Annotated in this window: 21 protein-coding genes; 4 read left to right on the forward strand and 17 right to left on the reverse strand. The window is 42.4% G+C overall.

From position 1 onward, the window contains the following. Positions 1–65: 65 nt before the first annotated feature. The 8 genes from ABE41_RS17600 to ABE41_RS17635 form a co-directional block, all read right to left on the reverse strand. Positions 66–596 (reverse strand): chromate transporter, encoded by a 531-nt coding sequence (locus tag ABE41_RS17600; protein ID WP_066293189.1) that lies wholly within the window; start codon positions 594–596, stop codon positions 66–68. Then, complete coding sequence (locus ABE41_RS17605; RefSeq protein ID WP_066293191.1) at positions 593–1,192, reverse strand: chromate transporter; 600 nt, start codon at positions 1,190–1,192, stop codon at positions 593–595. Before ABE41_RS17605 ends, ABE41_RS17600 begins: the two co-directional genes overlap by 4 nt. Positions 1,193–1,279: 87 nt before the next feature. Then, positions 1,280–1,759, reverse strand: a complete 480-nt coding sequence (locus tag ABE41_RS17610) for a GlcG/HbpS family heme-binding protein (RefSeq protein WP_066293194.1) — start codon at positions 1,757–1,759, stop codon at positions 1,280–1,282. A gap of 30 nt (positions 1,760–1,789) precedes the next feature. After that, positions 1,790–3,253 (reverse strand): aldehyde dehydrogenase family protein, encoded by a 1,464-nt coding sequence (locus ABE41_RS17615; protein WP_066293196.1) that lies wholly within the window; start codon positions 3,251–3,253, stop codon positions 1,790–1,792. A 101-nt stretch (positions 3,254–3,354) separates the two neighbouring features. Further along, entirely contained in the window at positions 3,355–4,074 is a 720-nt protein-coding gene (locus ABE41_RS17620) for an iron-containing redox enzyme family protein (protein ID WP_066293201.1), read from the reverse strand. Between the two features lie 156 nt (positions 4,075–4,230). Next, positions 4,231–5,643, reverse strand: a complete 1,413-nt coding sequence (locus ABE41_RS17625) for a hypothetical protein (protein ID WP_066293206.1) — start codon at positions 5,641–5,643, stop codon at positions 4,231–4,233. 40 nt (positions 5,644–5,683) lie between these two features. Then, complete coding sequence (locus ABE41_RS17630; RefSeq protein WP_066293208.1) at positions 5,684–6,448, reverse strand: creatininase family protein; 765 nt, start codon at positions 6,446–6,448, stop codon at positions 5,684–5,686. A 37-nt stretch (positions 6,449–6,485) separates the two neighbouring features. Further along, positions 6,486–6,818 (reverse strand): 2Fe-2S iron-sulfur cluster-binding protein, encoded by a 333-nt coding sequence (locus ABE41_RS17635; protein ID WP_066293210.1) that lies wholly within the window; start codon positions 6,816–6,818, stop codon positions 6,486–6,488. A gap of 242 nt (positions 6,819–7,060) precedes the next feature. On the opposite strand from ABE41_RS17635, the gene ABE41_RS17640 reads away from it, so the two are divergent. Beyond that, positions 7,061–7,396, forward strand: coding sequence for a hypothetical protein (locus ABE41_RS17640; protein WP_066293213.1), 336 nt, complete (start codon positions 7,061–7,063; stop codon positions 7,394–7,396). 41 nt (positions 7,397–7,437) lie between these two features. Here the strand turns inward: ABE41_RS17640 and ABE41_RS17645 are convergent, their stop codons facing one another. The 4 genes from ABE41_RS17645 to ABE41_RS17660 all read right to left on the reverse strand — a co-directional run bounded on the left by ABE41_RS17645 (position 7,438) and on the right by ABE41_RS17660 (position 11,907). Further along, on the reverse strand, positions 7,438–8,820 hold the full coding sequence (locus ABE41_RS17645) for a hypothetical protein (protein WP_066293215.1): 1,383 nt from the start codon (positions 8,818–8,820) through the stop codon (positions 7,438–7,440). A gap of 103 nt (positions 8,821–8,923) precedes the next feature. Then, positions 8,924–10,438, reverse strand: a complete 1,515-nt coding sequence (gene argH, locus ABE41_RS17650) for an argininosuccinate lyase (RefSeq protein ID WP_066293219.1) — start codon at positions 10,436–10,438, stop codon at positions 8,924–8,926. 345 nt (positions 10,439–10,783) lie between these two features. Further along, positions 10,784–11,308 carry a type 1 glutamine amidotransferase domain-containing protein gene (locus ABE41_RS17655; protein WP_066293224.1) on the reverse strand — a complete coding sequence of 175 codons (525 nt, stop codon included), beginning with the start codon at positions 11,306–11,308 and terminating at the stop codon, positions 10,784–10,786. 305 nt (positions 11,309–11,613) lie between these two features. After that, positions 11,614–11,907: a hypothetical protein gene (locus ABE41_RS17660; protein ID WP_066293226.1), complete on the reverse strand. Its 294-nt coding sequence runs from the start codon at positions 11,905–11,907 to the stop codon at positions 11,614–11,616. A 416-nt stretch (positions 11,908–12,323) separates the two neighbouring features. Here ABE41_RS17660 and ABE41_RS17665 point away from each other — a divergent pair, with 416 nt between their 5' ends. Next, a complete protein-coding gene (locus tag ABE41_RS17665; protein ID WP_066293228.1) occupies positions 12,324–13,523 on the forward strand; it encodes an MFS transporter in 1,200 nt (399 codons plus the stop codon). Positions 13,524–13,568: 45 nt separating this feature from the next. Beyond that, entirely contained in the window at positions 13,569–13,796 is a 228-nt protein-coding gene (locus ABE41_RS17670; RefSeq protein WP_066293229.1) for a hypothetical protein, read from the forward strand. 56 nt (positions 13,797–13,852) lie between these two features. Here ABE41_RS17670 and ABE41_RS20790 read toward each other — a convergent pair. Then, a protein-coding gene (locus ABE41_RS20790; RefSeq protein ID WP_156774220.1) for an IS3 family transposase occupies positions 13,853–15,015 on the reverse strand; the annotation gives its coding sequence in 2 pieces (ribosomal slippage) (positions 13,853–14,739 and positions 14,739–15,015; 1,164 coding nt in all). Positions 15,016–15,119: 104 nt separating this feature from the next. Beyond that, positions 15,120–15,764 (reverse strand): hypothetical protein, encoded by a 645-nt coding sequence (locus tag ABE41_RS17685; RefSeq protein WP_066293230.1) that lies wholly within the window; start codon positions 15,762–15,764, stop codon positions 15,120–15,122. Between the two features lie 316 nt (positions 15,765–16,080). Between ABE41_RS17685 and bglX the strand changes: the two genes are divergently transcribed. Continuing rightward, positions 16,081–18,249 (forward strand): beta-glucosidase BglX, encoded by a 2,169-nt coding sequence (bglX, locus tag ABE41_RS17690; RefSeq protein ID WP_066293231.1) that lies wholly within the window; start codon positions 16,081–16,083, stop codon positions 18,247–18,249. 265 nt (positions 18,250–18,514) lie between these two features. Here bglX and ABE41_RS17695 read toward each other — a convergent pair whose 3' ends face one another. The 3 genes from ABE41_RS17695 to ABE41_RS17710 form a co-directional block, all read right to left on the reverse strand. Beyond that, positions 18,515–20,926, reverse strand: coding sequence for a beta-galactosidase (locus ABE41_RS17695; RefSeq protein ID WP_066293233.1), 2,412 nt, complete (start codon positions 20,924–20,926; stop codon positions 18,515–18,517). Continuing rightward, positions 20,923–22,146, reverse strand: a complete 1,224-nt coding sequence (locus tag ABE41_RS17700; RefSeq protein WP_216637404.1) for a glucoamylase family protein — start codon at positions 22,144–22,146, stop codon at positions 20,923–20,925. Before ABE41_RS17700 ends, ABE41_RS17695 begins: the two co-directional genes overlap by 4 nt. 826 nt (positions 22,147–22,972) lie before the next feature. Further along, positions 22,973–23,923 carry a carbohydrate ABC transporter permease gene (locus ABE41_RS17710; protein WP_253805378.1) on the reverse strand — a complete coding sequence of 317 codons (951 nt, stop codon included), beginning with the start codon at positions 23,921–23,923 and terminating at the stop codon, positions 22,973–22,975. Positions 23,924–23,929: the final 6 nt, after the last annotated feature.

Below are 23,929 nucleotides of genomic sequence, written 5' to 3' on the forward strand. Positions count from 1 at the left end.
GTCGTTTGCTGTTTGGTATACAAATTATAGCTTTAATTTTTTATAAGAGCAATTGATGTCACTTGTTAATGTAAAAATATACCTCCATAAAATAATGAAGCGACAATAACGAGTGCTGGGTGAACCTTTATTTTTTCAAGGAGCAGCAGGCTTCCTAAACCTAGTACCAATAAGTGGAGAACCCCAATTTCATCAAATGCTGTTAAAAAGAACTGAAAAGCCAGTACGCCTAAAAGAATCGCAATGACCGGCTGAACCGATTTTGTCATCCACTTCACCTGTGGTGCTTTTTTAAATCGGTTAACGAATGCGAACAAGATAATAACAGCGATTGCGGATGGAGCAATGGTTGCGATCAGTGCAATAAATAGACCGGGTACTCCGCCGATCTCATAGCCGATATACCCTCCCATTTTGGTAGCGATCGGACCTGGGAGTACGTTTGCCATCGCCAATAAATCTCCGAACTCTTTTAGTGTGAGCCACTTATACTGATTAACCACTTCATTTTGAATAAGAGGAATGGTTGATGGTCCTCCTCCATACCCGAGCAGGTTCGAAATAAAAAATGCCCAGAAGATGTCCCAGTATATCATAGCTCTTCCTCCCTGCTTCTCATGACTTGCTTTCGTGTGAATAAAGTCTTGCCGCTCTCTTTATACGTACTCCAAACAAAGGCACTCGTTAAAAAGAGAATGATCACAAATCCCGGATGCAGATTTAGAAATTCAATCACACAAAGGGAGAATAGCGACATGCCGATCATCCATTTGCTGCCGAGCCCCTGACGGCCTTTTTGAAAGAATTGATAAGCCATGACCGCAAGCATCACTCCGACAACTGGTGCTACACCGTTAATCATTCCTTTTACAACTGCAGATGATTTAAAGGTATACAAAACACCTAACAACCCAAGCATTCCAATAAGCGACGGGACGATATGAGCCATGATGGCAACAAAAGCACCAAGCGGTCCTTTTATTTTATAGCCTACATAGGCCGCCATCTTTGTAGCAATCGGTCCGGGAAGTGTGTTTGCAAGTGCCAGCGATTCCCCGAATTCTTCTTCTGTCATCCACTTATATTTTTTTACTGCTTCATATTCAATGAGCGGAATCGTGGAAGGTCCTCCACCATATCCTGTTACACCTGTTCTGGCAAAACCTACACATAAATCCCAATATGTGCGCAAAAAAACACCTTCTTTCTTGATGTTAAATAGGAGACAGAATAAACGGAGGGATATTCTCTATGTTACTAGAAAATATCCCGCGTCCTTTTATACCTTTATATCCGCTTCAACCAATACAGGATGTCCTGTTTCCAATAAAAGATCATGTAATGCTTGCAATGCCGCAGTTCCAACAGCTGTATCCTGCTCGCCGTTCCCGCCGGAGATGCCGACTCCTCCAACCACTTCTCCATTGACTACGATCGGAAACCCTCCTACGAATACAGCAAACTTCCCCCCGAGCATATGCTGTATACCAAACGCTTCATTTCCTGGTAGTGCGGGTCCATTAGGATAATGATTAAACAGGTGCGTGGATCTTTTATGCCCTGCAGCAGTAAACGCCTTGGCGATCGCGATTTCTGGTCCCGTGATGCGCGCTCCGTTCATTCTTTCTAACGCAATCACATATCCTCCATCATCAACGATCGCAATCGTTTCCAGTACGTTGATCTCTTCCGCTTTTTGCTTGGCAGCTTCAATCATGATTTTTGCTTCTTCTAATTCTAATTTAATGGCCGTTCTCACTGCTATCTCCCCCTTAACCTCATTGCTAGATTAATAGCCTACATAAACCGTTTTTGTTTGTGTGAAAAATTCCAGCCCCACTCTGCCTGACTCTCGGAACGTGGATGTACTGGATTTTTTCAATCCCCCAAACGGAGCATTCATCAAGTTGCCGGTTGTTGTCCGGTTCACTTTAACCGTTCCAGCCTGAATATCTTTTATGAAGCCTTCCGCACGTGCGATATTTTGAGTCACGATGGAAGCAGAAAGACCATATTCTACAGAATTGGCAATCGAAATGGATTCCTCATACGAATCAGCCTCGATGACCGCAACAACCGGTCCAAAAATCTCTTCTTGAGCGATTCTCATGTCTGATGTCACGTTGGAAAAAACGGCTGGACTTACGTAGTAGCCTTTTTCAAAATCAGAAGAAGTGAGATGCTCCCCTCCGTATTCAAGAGTCGCTCCCTCCTCGACTCCGATCTGGATATAGTTCAGTACATTTTTTAACTGTTTTTCGTTAGCCAGCGGTCCTAAAAAGGCATCCTTATTAAACCCATTACCAATAGTAAGCTCTTTTGTTTTTTGAACGAGTTTTTCTACAAACGCTTCTTTCACCGATTTCATGACGATCACCCGGCTCGTACCTGTACAAGCCTGCCCAGTGAGCGAAAATCCTCCATTAATCGTGAGCTTTACGGCTTCGTCGAGATCCGCATCTTCCATGACGATAAGCGGATTCTTTCCGCCAAGCTCCATCTGCGTTCTCGTTGTCAGAGAGACTGTCCGGTGAATGTCTTCACCAGCATGCGTTGATCCGGTAAACGTGACAGCCCTGATCGCCGGGTGGTTAACCAGCACCTTTCCGATTTTAGTAGAAGAACCCGTAACAAAGTTCAGTACGCCTGGCGGTAGACCCGCTTCATGCAGAGCTTCTACCAGACGATACGCCACGAGTGGTGTATCTGATGACGGCTTGAAAACGACCGTGTTGCCTGTAATTAATGCCGGTGCAATTTTTCTAGCCGGAATGGATAACGGAAAGTTCCACGGCGTAATAACGGATATTACACCAAGCGGCTCTCGTTCGGTATACACTCTCATTTTAGGATCATCGCTCGGAAACGTCTCACCCGTAAACGTTTGACCTTCCACCGCATAAAAACGCAGTGTATCAGCCGAACGCTTCACTTCTCCTAAACTAGCTTTATATGGTTTTCCTTCCTCGCGTGTTAATTCTTCTGCTATTTGATCCAGCCGGCTTTCAAGAATATCAGCAGCTTTATTTAATAGAGAAGCTCTTTTTGCTGGAGATAACGCCGCCCAGTTCGGAAATGCTTTCGCAGCAGCTTCGATAGCCTGTGTGGCTTCTGCTTCGGTTGATGCTTGAAAGTAACCGACCGCTTGCTCTTTATCAGCTGGATTAAGACTTGCGAATGTTTCACCAGTCCCGGTGTTAACCCACTGGCCATTGATGTAGTTTTCATATGTCCGTACTTGTGTGGATAACATGCAAAATCTTCCTTTCTATATCGTAATAAAAATGATGGCAGCTTCCCTCATGATCGAGAAACTGCCTTTAATAAGGTACGCTATTTTAGTAGATTAAGATTTTACGATTTTACCGGATCCAAGTCCTTCGCAACATAAGTGTTGTAAAGTCCGTCCATATACATACGGCGCATCTTAGCACCCGTTCTTACCACTTCCAGGCAGCGCTGCTGAAGTTCTACTGTGTCAGCACAATCGAGTACGATCTTGTATCCGCGCTCACCGTGGATTTCATCGGATACGATGTGCAGATCGAAAAATTCAATCTCTTCGTCGTTAAATCCGTATTTTTCTCTTAAAATCGGTGTCTGTTTGCGATAGATATCAGGTACTTGAGACTCTAAGCCGACTACAAGAGCAGCTGTTGCAACAACAAAGTTCTCTCTCATCGCAACGGCGTAACACCAGCTTTGCAGCCCTAATGTTGTTGGTGCAATATTATGCGGATCTTCTACTCTTTCACGTGTTGTACCGCACGTTTCTGCAAAACGAATCAATAGATCTGTATGGCGATCCGCTGCTATTTCTTCTTCATACATGTTTTGAAGTGTAAAATCTTTTGCATCTGTATATTTTTCAGGAGTGCTAGCATAAATGTACGCCAGATAATCCGCAAATGGCCCTACATAGTGGTAATGGTTTTCAGCCCACCGTGCAAAATGTTCACGAGATAACTTACCAGTAGCCCATGCTTCTGTAAAAGGTGCTTTCTGACTGTGATTACCTTTGATCGCTTCTTCTAATTGTTTACGGAACTCATCTTTTGATAACAACTCTGCCATTGTGAATCTCCTCCTTAGAATAGTAACCTTTGGTATGTATGCTATCTTCACACCAAATTGGTATTTTGTATTTGGTATACCAATTTTAACCCTATACTACCTTGTGTCTTTTATCAATGTCAACCCTTTTGTATGAATTTTCTAACTATTTTTGAGTTACCAGATTAATATGGCCAAAAATGTAGCCAGGAAGAGCCCCGTTAGTACAGGGAAAAAGTTTTTACGAGCCAGCTCCAATATCGGAACCCCGCAAAATCCAGCAACTGCAACTAGTGATGACCATGCAATAATGGTTCCCCCGCCTGTCCAGATCGCACCCATCTGGCCGATCGCTGCCAATGTAGTCGGATCAATGCCTGTCCCAGTATGAAGAGCTCCAGATAATGCTCCTGTTAACGGCAACCCAGAAAAACCTGATCCATCTAAACCTGTGATAATACCAATTATTAAGATGCCGAATGCCGTTAGGAACCCATTTTGCGGAATGGTGCTTTGTGCTACTTGTACAAGATCAAACAAGAACGCTGGCTTTGCAGCATCTTCTGCTAAGGAAAGGATCCCTGCCGCAAAATCACCTGATCCTAGGAAAAAGAATCCTGCTATCGGGATTACTGGCCCCATCGCACGAAACGCAAAAACAAAACCTTCTGTAATATAGTCACTGATCTTGTCCAATGCATGCATCCGTGCAAAAGCCGTGCTTGCTAGAACTAACAACACGATCGCTACTCCGCCAACGAAAGCCGCTCCATCGCCGCCTTCAAGTGCAACGGATGTACCGCCTAGTTTGGTAGAGAACATATAAAGCATGACGCCAAGCATAGACAAAGGAACTAATACGGCAAACACTTTCCCCCACATGTTCAGTTCTTTATCAGAAATGTATTTTTCCGTTGCCGCTGATACTTGCGATGCTGTCTCAAGATCAAGTTGCATATTGTATGCGCTTACAGAATCCGATAGATTGCGATTTTCTGCTTCATTCGGTTTCTTGATCTCTTTTCTAATTAAAAGATAGGTGATACTTAATGCTGTAGTACCAGTAAACAAAGACAAAACGAAAGCTTTTGTTGCGACTATATCTGTCGAGACACCTGCTGCTTTAGCAGACAGCATAGGTGCAACCTGCATGATATAGTCTGATGACAGTGCCATCCCTTGCCCTGCCATCGCAACCGCCATTGCTGCTCCCATCGCAGGAAGTCCTGCACGAATAGCAGCAGGTACTAACAGTGCGCAGATTAACGGAATTGCAGGAGTCGGCCAGAAAAATAGAGAGATAACAAACGTGATTCCGATGAGCACCAGATAGGCAACATGGTCCTTTAATGATTTCAAAAGGGCAACCATGAATGTAATAATGAGAAAAATACTGAATAATTCTTTCGCCGCAACTAAATTGGCATTGAAGACAGCTTTTAATCCGCCCACCATAGATCCTGTATAAACCCACGCAACAAGCATCGTTCCAAGCAATGTCGGCAGCACGACGCCTTTACGAAACAGCATCGTCGTAATAACGGCCAATGTGACAAATGCATACAACCAATGAGCAAATGTTAACTCCATACGAGCACCTTCTTCCCATTCATTTTAATAAAAAGGAAAATCAGATTCTTATCGTTGTTAACTCCAGTATTTCTTTGATTGTTGTTTCTACATTGTTCAGTGCTTCTTCTACAATTTCTTTGCCTATTTCTTCACTAGCTTGAGTAGCGTCCCCAATACATCCATTCGCTGTCATTTCTTCATATTGGTACGGACCTTGAACCGCTTTGTTCGGTCTTAGCTCCTTCCAGATTCCTGGCTGGATATCCCCCTTTTCAAGACGGTTGATTTTTACTAGATGAGGGGCAAGATACAACGCTTCTGATACTTCACGTTCGCAGCTGTGTCCGTACAATGGTGACTTTACATATTGTGATATGGCTGTTTTAGCCGATGCAGTTGTCTTGGAGTAATAAACCTTTACATCTAGTTCTCTGGAGAGTTCCAGACTTGCTACACTTAACGTAGATTGATTTCCGCCATGTGCATTTAATAATAAAAATTGTGATATTCCATGGTGTTTAAGAGATTCGATCATGTCTTTCAAAATTGAAATGAGTGTTGATGGCCGAAGAGAAATCGTTCCGGCAAAATTGAGATGATGATGGGATACTCCCATGTTGACTGTTGGAGCAACGATTACATTAGGAAAAAGCCTTTCAGCAAGCTTGTTGGCCATTTTTTCAGCGAGAACAGCATCACAGCTCTCAAGCATGTGCGGACCATGCTGTTCATGGGCACCAACTGGAATGATTGCCAGCTTAACCGTTTTTAAAGCTTCTTCTACTTCTGGATAGGTCATTTCCGTCAAGAGATAGGAATTCACTTTAGTTCACTCCTTTCTTGTTAGCTAGATTAAGAGGTTATTTAGCGGTCACTTTGGAATATTGTATACCTTTCATGTTAAAATTTTTATCCTGAATCAGTTCCAGGTCATCCTTTACCGTCAGCTGGCAAGTTAAACGGAATCCTTCATCGAGCTTATCACCGAGCATTTTTTCTTCTTTCCAGTTTGGTGGATCTAACTGCTCCGCTCCTTTAGATATCTGCGATACACACTTTGTGCACTTTCCAATTCCGCATCCATAACGCAGTTTCGGAAATTGTTTGATTCCGGCTAATACGACTAGATTACTATTTTCCTTTACCTCTTGTTCAATAATTTCCCCATCTTGAACTAAGCGAACTGTTGGCATTTTGTACACCTCTTTCCTTGTTATTATAGTTTAAAATGTTTTCAATTTTCAGAAACTTAGTTTTGATTATATCATTCGTATTTGGTTTGTAAAACGGAATTTTAGAAAAAATGAGTTGATATGACTGGAATAAGGTCTTTTTTACTAAAAATTCAATATATTCAAAATTCGTTTGATTTACTCTTCTGGATTGAGTAGAATGGGAGTGTATGGTATACAAAATACAATAGTGAGGTGTAGATATGGGAAAGTATATTATTTTGACGAATAAAGATACGTATCAAACGACGATCGAAAGCAAAGGACTTGAGCCGGTAGAAACTTATGACTTTATCTTTTTTGAAGAAATAAAAGCAAGCTACACCATTGCCAAAGTAACAGATGATTCTATTAAAATTCGATTATATGAAAAGTATGAAGGAAAAGAGTTTGTAAATGAAATTAGAGTTAAGTTCTTTGAATCCTTTGAAACGGTAGAGGATGCGAGGGCAGAACTCGATGAGATGGTAGCCGCTTCTGGTTCTGGTCCAGACTCAAAATATACGAAGCTAGTACTCAGAGAATCTACAGCAGTATAAGAAGCAAAAAGCAGTCCCCTAGTATGCGGGGACTGCTTTTCTTATGCGATGAGTTGTAATAAAAAGATAAAGCTCATTAATAACAAGAGATAAGAAATCGTAAAAGGCGCGTTCCAATTCGATATCTTGTACGGGCTTTCTTCCACAATGGTCGCCATCAAGCCGATGGTTGCATTAAATGGTCCCATTAAGAACGCTCCCACTGCTCCTCCAAGCATCGATAAAGTCAGCAGCTGGCTGGAAATTTGAAGAGCATTTGGATCCAGCGCTTCAGCCATCAACGCAATCGCTACAGCTGGATGCAATCCCATGAATGCTAGAATGAGAGGAACCAGCGGAAGCAGCACCAAGAACGACTCAACTCCTATTGAATCTTTTACCTGCAGCAATCCGGTGTTGAATACATGATCGGTGTTCGAAAATTTCATCGCTGATATGAAGAATCCCGCAGATAAAAAAATCACAAACTGTCCGCTCATTTTTACAACATGCGTCTGAAAATGTTCTTTTGTCCCTTTTAAAAACAACCTCCCTTTACGAAGAAGGATGCTCCACGATAAAGCTACTGGAATGACGAGCAGCGTCACGATAAAAAGAAAGCTAAACGATGATTTGACTTCGATGATTGAAACGATAACATTAAAGATGATAAGTGCAATCAAAATATGAAACAGCCGGCTTGTACGATTCGTTTGCTGCGGTACAAATTCTGCAGCAGCGGCAGTTTCTTTATCCGTAACGTATCCTGCTTTTACATTTTTATTATATTGGCGAGTTGCGAGCAGCCAATCCAACCCTATCCCCATCAAGCTAAGCGGGACCAAATACGGCAGCATGGAAACCCAGCTTACTCCGTTCATCTCAATTACGATCCCTACGATAGGCGTAACTGGCGTCCATAATAGAGGCATTGAAAAACCATGCGTGATGGCCCTGCTCATGAACCGATATTCATTAGCCACAGAGTAATTCGAAAGAGAAGGTTTTATCGCATGATACGTCATGGGCAAACTTGCTAAATTAATAAAGCTGCTGAAGAAATAAGATAAGCCAGAGGTCATCATGTAAAGCTGCTTCGGGTTTTTTACCTTTTTACTGATAATCTCTTGAATAGAAGAAGCATAGTTCCCCAGACGGATCGGATAAGCTAGAAGCGGAACAACCATAAATAGACACAGAAGATTGAGCATCGGTCCGAATGACAGGATGTAATCTTTCCACTGTGCTCCGCTTGTCCAAAGCATAGCTAGTCCAACCATTAAAAAGATAGAGCTGATCACCTGGACCGTCTTCCCCACCCGGTTAAAAGAGAGCGCTACGATCAATAAACAAAGAATAGAAACCACCAGATTTAATGCACTGCTTGGGATAGCAACGGACAGTAAATATAAGATCATACAGCTGATAAATAATAAATGATGCATAGAATCACCACTTGCTGCTTATTTTTCTGAATTATATTACAAAAGGATTGTGATGGGAAGTCTTTGGAACAGAATATGTAAAACCTGCCAGAGAGTAGCAGGTTCAATATTTAATATCAGCCATCCATTTTTCCACTGCTTCTTGCAGCTTTCGTTTAGCGGATGACAGTCTGTTCTTTTCTTCTGTTAACTGAGTTTCAAGTTGAGATAAAAAATTCCTTCTTTCCTTTGCCATTCTGTTTACTTCATCAGGGTTCGGACCGCCTTGAATGTTTCGTTTTTTTATAAATTCGATTGGACAAATGATCTTGTTCCACTCTTCCTGTCTCAAAGAGACATTGCACCGTTTTTTTATTTCTTCGTTTACCGTCCGAAAAGGGATTTCGTTTAGTTGAAGCTTTTCTTGTGAACATTTTTTTGCGATGCTACTTGCGATTTGATGAGCACTTCGAAAAGCAACGTTTTTATCTCGCGCTAGTACGTCCGCTAGTTCGGTTATTGTGATACATGAGGTTTTCGCCTGGTTGAGTGCTCGTTGTTTGTCGACCTCCATTGTCCGGATAACAGCATGCATGAGTTGAATGACCCGGTTCGCTTTTTCGTAGCTTCTGTAAAGGTGCGGCTGAAGATCATCTTCCGTATCCACGATGTCACCGAATGGCGTGTTGTGAATCATTTGAATGGCTGCGAGTGCTTCGCCTGCTGAAGAACTGGCCAGTGAACGTGAGTGCTCGATGGAAACTGGATTTCTTTTTTGAGGCATGATACTGCTGATTTGAACGTAAGGATCGGCTACTTTGATGATGTTGTGTTCTCGGGTAACAAGCTGGAGGAAGTCTTGTATCCATCTGCCGCAGTTGACCATCATGGACAGAACAGCCGTTGCGGACTCTACGAGATAATCCGCACCAGCTATGGCATCATAAGAATTTTCGACGAGTTCACTGAAACCTAGAAGTTCGCAGACTCTTTTTCTGTTTATGGGGAAGCCGGTTGTAGATAAAGCGGCCGCACCCATTGGCGAACGATTTACAGTTTCATAAGCGTACCAAAGTCTATTTATGTCACGGAGAAATACATCTAAAATGGCTGTTAAGTAATGTCCTAATGTTGTAGGCTGCGCTGGTTGGGTGTGGGTATAGGCTGTTATAATGGTTTCGGCATGTTCTCCTATCTGTTCTAGGAGAGCATCCGTCAGAAGCTGAGAACTTTCCAACAGCACCAAGATATGTTCTCGTAAAACGAGCCTGTACATGGCAACACCCATGTCGTTTCGGCTTCGGGCGATGTGCATTTTCCCTGCAAGGTCCGGACCAATTTCTTCACTGATCTTATGTTCCATCATAAAAAAGAGGTCTTCAAACTGAGGATCGTATTCGAGTTTTTGGTAGTCGGTTTTAGCGACTGCTTCAACTCCTTGCAGAATTACACCCGCTTCTTTTTTATCTAAAATACCTTGTTCAGCAAGCATCACAACATGTGCACGGTGTATTTGAAACATTTGTTTAAATAAGTAGTCCCGCTGATCGTTAAAAACAGGACGAAGCAGATGATCGACGTATGTTTTTCCTGGAAAAGATGTGCCTTCAGCTTTTATAAAATCATCTTTAGATGGCATGTTTTCACTCCTTATAAAAAGGAATATTTATTGTAATTAGTGTATGGATTGGGTGAATGATTGGGAACTCGTATAACTTGGAATCGAAAGGTGCTGTGTTAAGGGATTTACGGTACGTGTTCTTGTATTTATTACACGTTCGCTCAAAATAGTTGACCTACGCTCAAACACTCTGACTTTCGCTCAAAAATCTTGAGTACCGCTCAAAATACCTTACTACCGCTCAAAAACTCATTTTTACGCTCAAAATATAGTTTAGCAGCAAAATTTATTCATTCCTGTTAGGTAAAACAGGTTATAAAAACCCAAAAGATGAATACCTTCACCTCTTGGGCATCTTTTTACTTATTTCGCTTCTAAAACCGCAATAAACTCTCTCATATAATCCGGCAAATCAGGCGGACGGCGGCTTGAAACGAGGTGACCGTCAACTACTACCGGCTCATCGATCCACTCGGAACCTGCATTCTCCATATCATCCTTGATTCCAGGTGTGCTCGTTACTTTTTTACCGTTTAACACTTTTGCAGAGATTAGCACCCAGCCGGCATGGCAGATCTGCCCGATAGGCTTCTTTTCTTGTTCCATGTGTTGAACCATTTCAAGAACTTCAGGAAAACGGCGCAGCTTGTCCGGTGCCCAGCCGCCTGGGACGAGGATTGCATCATAATCGGCAGCATTCACATCACCGAACGCGAAATCCGCTTCAGCAGGTACACCATATTTTCCGATGTACGTTTCCCCTGCCTTTTCACCAGCAAGTTCCACAATAGCACCTTCTTCACGCAACCGAAGAATAGGATACCATAACTCCAGATCCTCGAAATCATGATGAACAAGGCTGATTACTTTTTTACCTTTTAAACGCATGTTTAACATCACCTCCACTACCTATATTTCCTATTCAGCGTAACATTAATCTTTATTTGGTTGATAGTGTGATGGTAGCATATGTATAAACTAATTTATAAAAAGTGGAGGTTAAAAAGTGAACGGGAGAAAAATAGCAGGTATCGTTTCATTCTTCGTGGCTTTCATAGCATCATTTTTAATTGTACAGTGGATATTGTCATAGTAAAACCCGGAGATTTTCTTCCGGGTTTTATTGTTTCGTATGTGATTGTAAGACCCGGTTTAAGGGGACATTTATGAAGTTTGAAGGATTTCACGTGGGGTTAGTTTTGTTGTTTCAACTCGAAGATTTCGCGATCGTGTTCTGCAATCTTAAAATCATAATACTTTAAATCGCTTTTTCGAACCATATTTTCTTCGATGTTTGTTACTCTTTCTTCGATGTTTGTTACTCTTTCTTCGATGTTTGTTACTCTTTCTTCTATGTTGGTTAATCTTTCTTCAATGTTTGCTACTCTTACTTTTAAATCTGCAACATCAGCTGTTAGCTCCAAAACGCTTTGTTGTGTTTGCTGAGTTATTTCTAAAATCTTTTGTATCATTTCTTTTTCGCTCATTATATACACCTCCTTTGTATCATTATATCAAAACGGCTTCCTAATTACGTTAATATTATTAAACAAATGTTTCAATTAGCTGCGCAGAATCGCTATTATCTCCCTGACATCTTTCTTAATAATTTCCAAATTCTCTAAAATATTTTCTGCTATTTTAATCATTTAATCTATTTTTTCCATTAATATATTTCCTCCAATCTAAATGTTTTAGCAACTCACTCTTGTTATTCTTTCACTCCGTTAAAAACCACACCATCCTTGAAGTGGTGTCAATGAGAAATGAAAGAATAAGTCTGCTTTCTTCCATTTGAAGCGCTAGTTTGTTACTATTTCTAATATATTTCTTTTTTCAAAAATTAATAAAGTTTACTATTATTAAGGTTTCCTAGAGTACAGCATAAGGAAGTGTACACATTATGGCAGTTTGGAAGCGAAATTTATGGGTGCTATGGGTCGGCGTCTTCTTTACTTCAGCCAGCTACTCCATGGTCGTTCCTTTTTTACCTCTTTTTCTCCTTCAGATTGGTGTTCATGACCACACCGAGATCTGGTCAGGACTTATTTTCAGCTCAGCCTTTTTTGCAGGTGCCATAGCTTCTCCTTATTGGGGGATGATGGCCGATCGATACGGAAGAAAGCCGATGATAATCCGCGCAGGTGCCTTCCTGTTCATTATCTACACATTAACTGCATTTGTTACGAACGCTTATCAGCTACTCGCACTGCGTATAGCGCAAGGATTACTGACGGGCTACATTCCTGGTGCGATTGCACTGATTGGAACAAACACACCGAAAAAGAATGTCGGCTACGCGCTTGCGATGATTTCCTCTGCGGGTGCATCAGGCGGAATTATGGGTCCGCTGCTTGGTGGCGGGCTAGCTGAATTGTTCGGGAACCGCTGGGCTTTTGCGAGTGGAGGTTTCTTATCTCTCATCTCGACTCTTTTAGTTATCTTCTGGGTAACCGAAGAAAAATTTACACCGAGCAAAGAAAAAGGATCTGTTTTAAAAGACATTCGTGTCGCAGCAGCCAACAAACCCTTTATGAACGTGCTGTTTTTATCGATCATCACCGCTCTCTCTATCTTAACGATCGAACCCGTTCTTCCCCTTCATATATTAACAATCAGTGGTTCATCTGATAATACGGCACTTTTAGCGGGCATCGTCTTTTCATTACCGGGTATTGCAAGCATTATTTTTGCCGCTTATTGGGGACGCATGTCTGATAAAATCGGGTTTCAAACTGTATTGATGATCGGCTTATTGGGTGGCGGAATCGGAACCATTGCACAGGCTTGGTTTGATGGTGTTTGGGGCTTTTCTTCAATACGTTTTCTATACGGAATTTTCTTTTGCGGCGTTTTCCCAGCCTTAAATGGGTTGGTTGTTCAAACCACACCGGACGAATTCAGAGGACGAGCTTTCGGACTTCAGCAAACTGCCACTCAAATTGGAGCCATGCTCGGACCGCTAGTTGGGGGAGTGATCGGCGGATTCTTCCCCGTCGAGATCGTTTTCGTCGTAACAGGTGTAATGCTGCTAATCGCGATGTGGTACGCGTATTCATTTAAAGACGAAACCAAGGAGTTAAAAAAAGCCGTCGGCAGTTAACTTGTGTTATAAATAATACAAACCTTTTGTTAGGAGTGAGATTCCATGGGGAAATGCACGATTGATCATACGTTGGAAGATGTAAAACAAAAGCTTGTTGACCAAGCTGCATTCATGCCAAAAAATCTGGTGCGTGAAGTGGAAGGTTCATTAACAGAAAAAGCAGATCAGGAGTTTTTGAACGAAGTCTTTCATCTATTAAAAAAGTATGATTTGGCTGATGAAACAGAAAGAGAAGAACGGAACGAGAAACTAAATGATTTAGTAAAATAGAAAAACCCGGGCTAATTAGACTGACCTAGTCATTTGAGACAATAATAAAACACCCTTTAGGCTGCCATACTACCAAATTCAATTGGGGTGTGGTAGCCTAATTTTTCTTGGATACGTTCTTCATTATAATACTTCATGTATTGATCTACTTGTTCCCTGATTTTATCCATCGACATAGAATTAAACTTCACATACTGAAATCCTTCAGATTTTAGATTTGAATGGAAGGACTCGATAACCGCATTATCCCAACAATTTCCCCTTCTGGACATACTGCTAATCAATTTTCTTTCGTTTACTAAATGTTGATACGTATAGGATGTATACACACTTCCTTGATCAGAGTGAATAATGACCCCTTTGGGGTTCCCTCGTGATTCCAAAGCTGCTTTTAACGTATCTGCCACAAGAGGGGTTTGTTGATGGGTATAGAGCTTGTAAGCCACAATTTGATTATTAAATAAATCCATTATGGTTGATAAGTACAATGTGGTTGAACCATACTGAATATACGTTATATCTGTTACCCATTTTTGATTAGGCAAAGTTGCTGAAAAATCTCGCTGTAAAATGTTTGGTGCGACAATGATTGATTCCCCTTGAGATTTCCACTTGCGCTTTGGTTTTACACGGCACTGTAGATGATGCTTTTGCATAATACGTTGAACAGAATTTCGATTCAAACTAATTTGATGTCGACGCTTTAGTAAATTCTTAATTTTACGATGACCATAACGATAGTTAGTCTGTTCACAAAGGGAGATAATGGCCTGCTCTGATTTAGACAGTTCATCAGATGGAGCAGACAACCAACGATAGTATGTGGATCTTGGAACGTTTAAAGCGCATAGAACAGCCGTAACTGTGTACTTTTTTCGTAATCTTTTTACTAAACGGAGAACTACTTCTTTTTCAGCTCCTTTTCGATCTCCAAATACTTTTTTAAAATCTCATTCTCCTGTTTATAGTGATTGAATTGACGTTCTTTCTTTTCCTCTTCACTAGCTGAATCAGGCCCTTGACCATAAGAGTATTGCTTGCCTATTGGCTGATTAAACCGATGTACTTGATTTTCCCGATACCATTTCATCCATGTTTTTATTTGAGAAACATTTTTAATGTCATACTTATTCATGATTTCTTCATTCGTAAATTGGCCACTCATTTTATCCTTAACTACAGCCCACTTTGTTTCTTTTGAATAAACGTTTTTGCCCACGCAAAAACACCTCCGATTATCACTTTTAATAAGTGTATCATTTCGAAGGTGTTTTATTGTGTCCCATTTATCTAGGTTAGTCTAAATGTCCGGGTTTTTACTTATTATTCTTTATTAGGCTCTACCGTCTCAAGCATCGCCCACAAACTAGGCTCCACGCCTTCCATTTCTGCTTTCGATGGAATATGGAGCGATAAGTAAAGCAGCTCCCCTTCCACTTCCTTCACTAAATACATAACCACATCGTACTCTTCACTTACTCCCTTCACGAAGAACTTTGCATCATGAAAATAAGAGAAGTAAATGTCGGTAGCGGGTAAATCATTGGCTTTACCGGTTTGTTCCTCTGCACTTTTCAGCGACGACTCTTTTAAGCTTTCAAGATCTGTTGATGGATCCAATTTTTCAATCGTGGCATACAAGGTTGGATCGTTCGCGAATGCGATCCTACCTGTCGTCTCGTTCTCTTTTTCAAAATTGTAAAGGTCCAGCATGTAAAAATGATACCCGTTAGCGCTTTGCTGGAGTTCAGCTGGCCGCTGCTCTTTCATCCCCTCAATTTCTACTTCGATATTTTTAGTCGGTGGAAGGTTTGACTCTGGCTGATTTTCCTTTTCTTTATCGTTTTCTTTTTCTTTTACTTCTGTAGGGGGTTTTTGAGGTTTTACTGTTTCTTTTTCACCGCTAGAACATGCAGTTAAAGTGAAAGCAAGTGTAAACAAGATTCCAACACTAAGGACTCTCTTCATCAAATCATCCCCTTTTCACCTGTTTCCTTCTTTTTCAATGCAATTGCAATAAAATCCTCTAAAAAACATGACTTTATACGTTATGAAACACCCTGAATGTTATGCCTGAAAAGTTTTATTAGTCTATTTTTTTGGTACTCAAATCATTAAAAGACAAAGATTTGCATTAACTTGGTGAATCGTTTCGATTTATCGTTGACTCTAAAAATGAAAGCGCTTATAATTTTTATTAACAGAATTATCGAAACGTTTCGATTGTTCATCACGTACATACATAATAAAAAACAAACTCTCAAAAATCTGGAGGTACTTATTCATGCTTAAGCAAAAAGTACAAAATCTGATTGACGAAATGACATTGGATGAAAAGATCGGCCAACTGCTCCAGCTAGCTACTCCTTTTTTCAAAGGTTCATCCGATCAAGGATTCATTACAGGCCCTATGCAGGAAATGGGGATTACTGATGACGTTGTGCGGAACACAGGCTCTGTACTTGGAGGCTCCGGGGCTAAAGAAACAAGAAATATTCAAGAAACTCATTTAAAAGAGAACCGCCTTGGCATCCCCCTTTTAATGATGGCTGATATTGTTCATGGTTTCAAAACCATTTTTCCTGTTCCGCTTGCGATCGGATGCTCATGGGATATGGAACTTGCCGAAAAGAGTGCTGAGATTGCAGCAAAAGAAGCTTCTGTTTCTGGTGTCCATGTTACGTTTGCACCGATGGTCGATCTAGTCCGTGATCCGCGCTGGGGCAGAGTGATGGAATCCACAGGTGAAGATCCTTACTTGAACAGCGAATTTGCTCGTGCGTTTGTTCGAGGGTTCCAGGGGTCAGATTTGACGAACGATAAAGACCGGGTTGCAGCGTGCGTGAAACACTTTGCGGCATACGGGGCACCTGAAGGCGGACGCGACTACAACACGGTTAACATGTCCGAGCGACAACTGCGTGAATCGTATCTTCCAGCTTATAAAGCAGCTCTGGATGAGGGGTGCGAGATGGTGATGACTGCTTTCAACACGGTTGATGGCATTCCTGCTACTGCGAACAAAAAGTTGATGCGCGACTTGCTTCGGGATGAGTGGGGATTTGAAGGTGTGATCATCTCCGACTGGGGTGCTGTAAAAGAACAGCTGCCACACGGTGTGGCTGAAGACGAAGCGGAAGCGGCATACAAAGCGCTTCAAGCCGGTGTTGATATTGAAATGATGACCACATGTTATATCGATCATATAAAAGAACTTGTGGAAAGCGGAGCATTGGCGGAATCGCTTGTCGATGAGTCGGTTGAACGAATTTTATCGCTCAAACAGAAACTGGGACTCTTTGAAAATCCTTATCGCGGAGCGGATGAAAAACGTGCAGCCGAAGTCATTTTATGTGAGGAACACCGTCAAACGGCTCGTGAACTGGCAGCCAAATCGTGTGTTCTTTTGAAAAATGAAAATGTACTGCCATTAAAACCTGAACAAAAGATCGCGTTGATCGGTTCGTTCGCGCAAAGCGGCGATTTGATGGGACCGTGGTCATGGCAAGGTGCCCATGAAGATGTGGTAAAAGTGGATACAGGATTACGTACAAAACTAGCAGATCCATCCCTTCTTTCGGTCGCTGTCGGCAGTGATGTTGAAACTGTCACAACTGAACAGTTAAAAGAAGCAGTGGATACAGCGAAAGATGCTGATGTGGTTGTGCTGGCACTTGGGGAAGCTTCCTTCATGAGCGGTGAAGCTGGCTGCCGTGCAGATATCCGCTTGCCTGAACCTCAGCTTCAATTGATTCAAGAAATCAAGAAACTTGGTAAGCCAACTGTTGCGGTACTGTTTAACGGCCGTCCGCTCGATTTGCATGGTGTGGTGGAACATGTGGATGCGGTGCTGGAAGCTTGGTATCCAGGTACAGAAGGTGGAGCTGCGATTGCCGATCTATTGTTCGGTGACGTGAATCCGACTGGACGATTATCCATGTCGATGCCGTTCTCGGTTGGACAAGTGCCTGTCTATTACAATCACTTCAACACGGGACGTCCACAGCCGACTCCTGATAACAAAGAACGTTATCTGTCGCATTATCTCGACATTCCGAACGAGCCATTATTCCCGTTTGGATTTGGGTTGAGTTATACGGAGTTTAAGTATGAAGATGTAAAGTTATCTGGTGACACGTTAACGGAGGACGGAAAGCTGATTGCTTCTGTAACCGTAACGAACACTGGCGATCGAGCTGGCGAAGAACTCGTTCAATTGTACATTCGCGATATCGCCGGTGAAGTCGTGCGTCCCGTAAAAGAATTGAAAGGTTACAAAAAGATTGAACTTGAGCCTGGAGTTTCTGAAACTGTGACGTTTGAGATTAAAGAAGAAATGCTTCGCTATCATCACGAAAACCTGGAGTTTAAGAGTGATGCTGGTCGTTTCAACGCTTTTATCGGTAAAAACAGCCAAGACGTCGTGAGTGTCCCATTTAAATTAGTAAAATAAAATAACGAAAATGACTGTTCAGTTGAGCAGTCTTTTTTTATTGAAGTTTTTACGGTACGTGTTCTTTTATTTATTACACGTTCACCCCAATTCACTGCGTCTTCACCCCGAAAAGGCATCGTTTCACCCCAACACATTGAGTCTGCGCCCCAAAAGAAGCACGTTTCACCCACAAACCGCCCTTTCGCAAATACAAGCCTTCTTCTCACAAAAAAACTGACCTCAAAATGCACTCGGAGTGCTTTCGAGATCAGTCTTTTATACTTTATCCTAACAACACACGTAAATAATCATCCACTTTAGCATGTTTTTTACTTCTAACTAGCATCATTTCATCCGTTTTCTCAACAAAATAGTCATCACTCGGTAATATTTTCGTATTTTTATCGAACCTAATAACATCCTCCGATTGTGTTAAGCGGAAATCGATACTACCTTCATTTACCGCTGCAATCTCAGCAGTAGAATACGCAATATTAACAGAACCGATCGATAGATTCATAGGCAGCATCACGCCATCCTTGCTTTGAAGAAGGATCTTCCTTCCATCAAACAGCTTCTCTTCACCATCTGTAATCGTAAATTCTTTATCAAAACCGTCCAGATTCAACAAATGCACAAAACGCTCGTATTCCCTATTAGATGTGGAGGTCATAAAGATCCCGTGGTGCTTGAAGTCATGCGATAACTTAACCGTTGCACCTAATCTCTCAAGCGCCTTTTTAAAGAATGGCAGATCACAGCGATAAGCGCCAGCCACAACGATTGCGCGTCCGCTTCCAACCTCTGATTCAAATCCACAAACATCGTCTGATCCGTACACTCGTAAAATCGGAGTCACACTCTCCCCAATTTCAAACCCTTGTGCAAAGTAAGTGCGAATTTCAGGCTGCTCTGCCGCCCAGTTGTCTCCATAGATTGAGAGATAGTGACGGTGATGACCTTGGCTATAACTCTTGTATTTCACATTAAGGGCATCCGCTAGAATTGTACAGTCCTTCCCTTCCATATCATAAAGAGGAACCTCGCCGTACAAAAGAACTTTACCGCCATCCTGAAGATAGTTTACTAGCTTTTCCTGAATCCCGCCGTCCATATAACGGGCGGATGGCAATGCCAGCACCGGGGTATTATCCTTCATAAGCGGCTTGTTCTGTACATCAACTGCTGTAAAACGATACCCGTTCAAAAGCATCGCACGGCCCATGATCTCCCATGCGCCAGAACCGCGGTTCGCCTCAATGTTGGAAAGGATCTCTCGCATCACTTTACTGTCTGGGTATCGGTATTCCGTCATGTAATAATCCGGAATAAAGGCGAACGACACATCATCGCGGTCCTCGTCCATTGCTGCTAACTTATCACCTACCGCCATCACACTCTGATTCACGCGGGACATACGCGGAAACGTATAGTTATAGTCTCCTTCAGGGCCGATCGGTGCCGCAAAACCATGGCGTTCACCAGTTGATGCGATCCGGTCGTTCCCGTCTCCAACAAGCGCATCCAACCGAGCATTCCGGCCGCCAGCAAACAGATAATAGTTAATTAAACGGTTACCTTGAGCAAGACACATCCTGAGCTTAAAATCTGCAGATGATGGATCGTAACGCTCACCAAGCGTTTCACCAAAGTTTCCGTCACCACAATTAAATTCAACCGATGTTAACGGCTGATCTTCATTATGAACAGCATCCATAAAACCGTTGATAATATAGAGATCCTGAAACGTCTTCATGTCGAGATCACCAAAATAAATATCAGAACCAGATATGTAGCCAGGCCCTTGCGTATACGATTCATAAAGCTGACTGATCCCAATTGGGTACGTCAGTCCGCGTCCGCCTCCCGTTCCATGGATGTTCACCACAAATGGAATATCCTTTACGCCAAACTCTTCTGCATATTCTCTTAAAATAGCAATGTATTTGGCGAAACGGTAACGCATATAATACCCGAGATCTTTTAAAAGCTGTGCTGCGTATTCTTCCTTCGGTGAGCGCAATGCCACGTTTCGTTCAGCACTTTCCTCTAAAGAAAACGGATAGCGCGACTCAACATCCTCACCATAACGCTCACCTAACCAACTTGAAAAATCATTCAACAGATTATCAGTCAGATCAGGCGTATTGCTTACCCACGATAGCATTCCTACCTCGTTATCGAGCTGGAACGCAATAATCTTACCGCCATTTGGATACAGCCTCGGCGTTATTACTTCCATAACTTTTTCATAATACTTACGGACTTCCTTTAAAAAGCCCGGTGCTAGATAATCAACAGTAGGTGTTGTCGCTTCCTTTTCGTCCCATCCTATAGGAATGATCTCTGGATGTTTCTCATACACCCAATAAGGCAGGCCCTCGTTTTTCATTTCGGCCATAATAAAAGGACCTGGACGAACAAAAAAATAAAAGCCGTTCTCTGCACAAAGGTCGATAAAGCCAGCAAGGTCAGTCTCAGGACGCGTTTTTCCCGTAAAATCAAACTGCCCTTCTATTGGTTCATGCCAAAGCCATGGCACATAAGTGGCCACGGCGTTGCAACCTGTTTCTTTTAGCTTGTCCAACCGGTCTTGCCATTCACTTTTATCCACACGGTAATAGTGGATCTCTCCACACGTGATCAATACCGGTTTTCCGTCAATGATGATCTGCTTATTCTTAATCTCAATCATTTTACTGTGCTCTCTTCTTTCTTTTTCCAGCCTAAAAGATCAGCGCCGCGTTTTACATATTTGTTTTTCATAAAAAGATCCCACACTAAACCAGTTTGATAGTTTTCGATCATGAGCAGTGTTATGCCTTTGTCGATCCCGATCACATGATCTGAGTACCATGGAGGACTTACATCTAAATTGTAAGAATCCTGGAAACCATACTCTCCCCAAAGCTGAGGATGTTCTTCATAAAAATACTTCATCGCTGCAATCGACTCTTCCGGAGTAAATACAATTGAACCCGCTGCCCCAGTCGGTGCGATCGTACCCTCAAGCTCTGGTTCACATCCTTCATAATAAGGAGGCGCACCTGGTACACGATAACCCGTAGGACTCGCGCTAGCCGTTAAGCCCCATGAGTTTTCATGATACGTCTTAAACTCACTTGATTTTTCTTTACAGAATGCACGGTTTGCGAGTGATGCTTTTACCGAGTTTTCAAACCAGTCGATACCGTCTCCGTCTACAATTCCTCTAAAATCAACGAACGCATGTGAATATTGATGAACAAACATGGCGTTTCCAGGTGCGTGAATGTATTCATACTCTTTGTACTTGCCTTTACTGCGCTTAAAACCATCGTAAATCTTAGCAGGAACCGGATGTGTAGGTGATGCCACGCCAAGTACGTACATCATCATCTGTTCTGCGTACATGTCCCAATGGTGGAAGCCCCCTCTTTCAGGGGTGTAGCCCATATAAAACTGGTTCACCAGCTCATCGTAATAAACGTTCCAGTCCACGCGTGCATAAATTTTTTCAAAAAGCTCGCTGATCTCTCCGCCAAAATATTCAGCTGAAGTAACCGCCCCGCATAAGAAGATCGCAGTATCAATAATGGACGCGCAATCATACCATTCTTCATTCTTTTTCCCTGTTTGCATATTTAAGAAGTGGTAGAAGAATCCGCTTGCATGCTCTACATTGTTTAAGTAAGTCTCAAGCGTTCCTTTTGTGCGTTCATAGCCTTCCTCACGTGTAATCCAGCCGCGCTCGATCCCAATGATGATCGCCGTCAAACCGAATCCATTGGACGCAATGCTTGCTACTTTCTTATTCGCCGACTGATCTAAAATCAAACCGTACCCAGGACTATTTTTATCAGCATTCGATTCTTTCCAGAAAAAATCGAAACAGCCTTTAGCTTCTAAATCCAAAAGTTTTTGCGTATCCATCATAATTCCCCTCTCTATTTTTCGAGTGAGTTTTTGTAAATTTACTTCGTAGACAAGTTGGTTAAGTACAAGTTGCGAGATTCCGCCTAGGATCTGCGAGAAATTCGAAAAGCGGAAGCGTCGTTTTAGCCCTATCTCCTGTCCTTTATTGATGCAGTTTTACGGTACGTGTTTCTTATATTTATTACACGTTCACTCAGACTCATTAAGGTTTCGCTCAAAAACGCCGAGTTACGCTCAAAATCCTCCCGCTACGCTCAAACTACCCTTCGTTTCGCTCAGAATTACCCTTTTTTCGCTCAAAGTACCTCTTCTTTACAAAAAAGCAAGCACGTGTGAGTTGAAATCAACTACCCAAAATTTTTAAATCCTTCATTTTATCTAAATGCACCCTGATCTCGTAGCAAGATCGTTAACATTACTTCATTGACAAGTTGATTGGAGCGTAAGGTGCGAGACTCCTGCGGGATCAGTGGGACAGGTGAGACCCCGCCAGCGCAAAGCGATAGGGAGGCTCACCGCACACCCCGCGGAAAGCGAGCAACCTGGAGCGGAAATCAACCACCTACTATTCTTTTTGTTTCGCTCACTTCTAAAAGATAGTTGCTTAAAAGCTTTTTTGAAGAGTATGCTTCTTCGACTAGTTGATTGGAGCGCAAGGGGCGAGACTCCTGCGGGACGAGTGGGACAGGTGAGACTCCTAATGGCGCAAAGCGGCAGGAGGCTCACCGCCCGCCCCGCGGAAAGCGAGCAGCCTGGAGCGGAGATCAACCACCCACAAATCTTTTTGATTTAATATCAACAAAGCATACGAAAACAGCACTTATCTTTACTCTCCAGTAATCCCCGAACGATCCACACCCTCAACAAACCAGCGTTGCGTTATAAAATAAACGATCAAGAGCGGTAGGATCGAAAGCACAGTACCTGCCATCTTTATCCCTTCATTCAATTGGTTGCCCCCGCTCACTCCCATCTCAGCCGGGAACATCTTCTGATACGTAGCGACGAATTTTTGCAGTTGAAGCGGCAGTGTCGTCAGGGCGTCACCGAAATAGATAGCCGCTAAATACGTTTCGTTCCAATACCACACGAAGGAAAACAAAAACGAGATGATAATCGCCGGCAACGCCATCGGAAGCGCGATCGTAAAGAAAATCCGAAAATGCCCTGCTCCATCCAGTTGCGCTGCTTCTTCCAGAGCTTTAGGAACAGCACGGAAAAACTGATAAAAAATCAGGATGAAAATCGCACTGTTCAATCCTTGCCCAAAGGTTGCGGGCAGCAAAAACGCCGATAAACTACCCAAAATATTCAGCTCATTAAAGAAGATATACCTCGGGATGAGCGTCACTTGAGGCGGGATGATGAATGTGGCAAGAACGAGAACAAAGATGATCTTTTTCCCTTTAAAATCAAAACGTGCAAGCCCGTAGCCAACAACCGCTGCAACCGCTGTTTGAGCCAAAGCAGGCAATACCGTAACGTAAAGCGTTTCCATTAAAGTAGAGAAGAAATCCATCACTTTATTAGCTTGTTCATAGTTCCCTGTATAAAACTGAGTTGGAATCCAGTTCACAAGGGGATTTAACAAGTCATCTAAACTCTTGAAACTGTATACACCCATGTAGAGAAGTGGATATAAGTACACGAATCCGATCCCGATCAAGAGTCCGTAGATCAAGAGTTTGAAAAGAAGACCATCCGTCCCTTGCATGCCCAAAAACATTCGTTTCGTTTTAAAATAATATTTGTTTACATGTTGTGTTTTTGTTTGCACCTTGAT

Source organism: Fictibacillus arsenicus (genome assembly GCF_001642935.1).
Taxonomy (GTDB): Bacteria; Bacillota; Bacilli; order Bacillales; family Fictibacillaceae; genus Fictibacillus; species Fictibacillus arsenicus_B.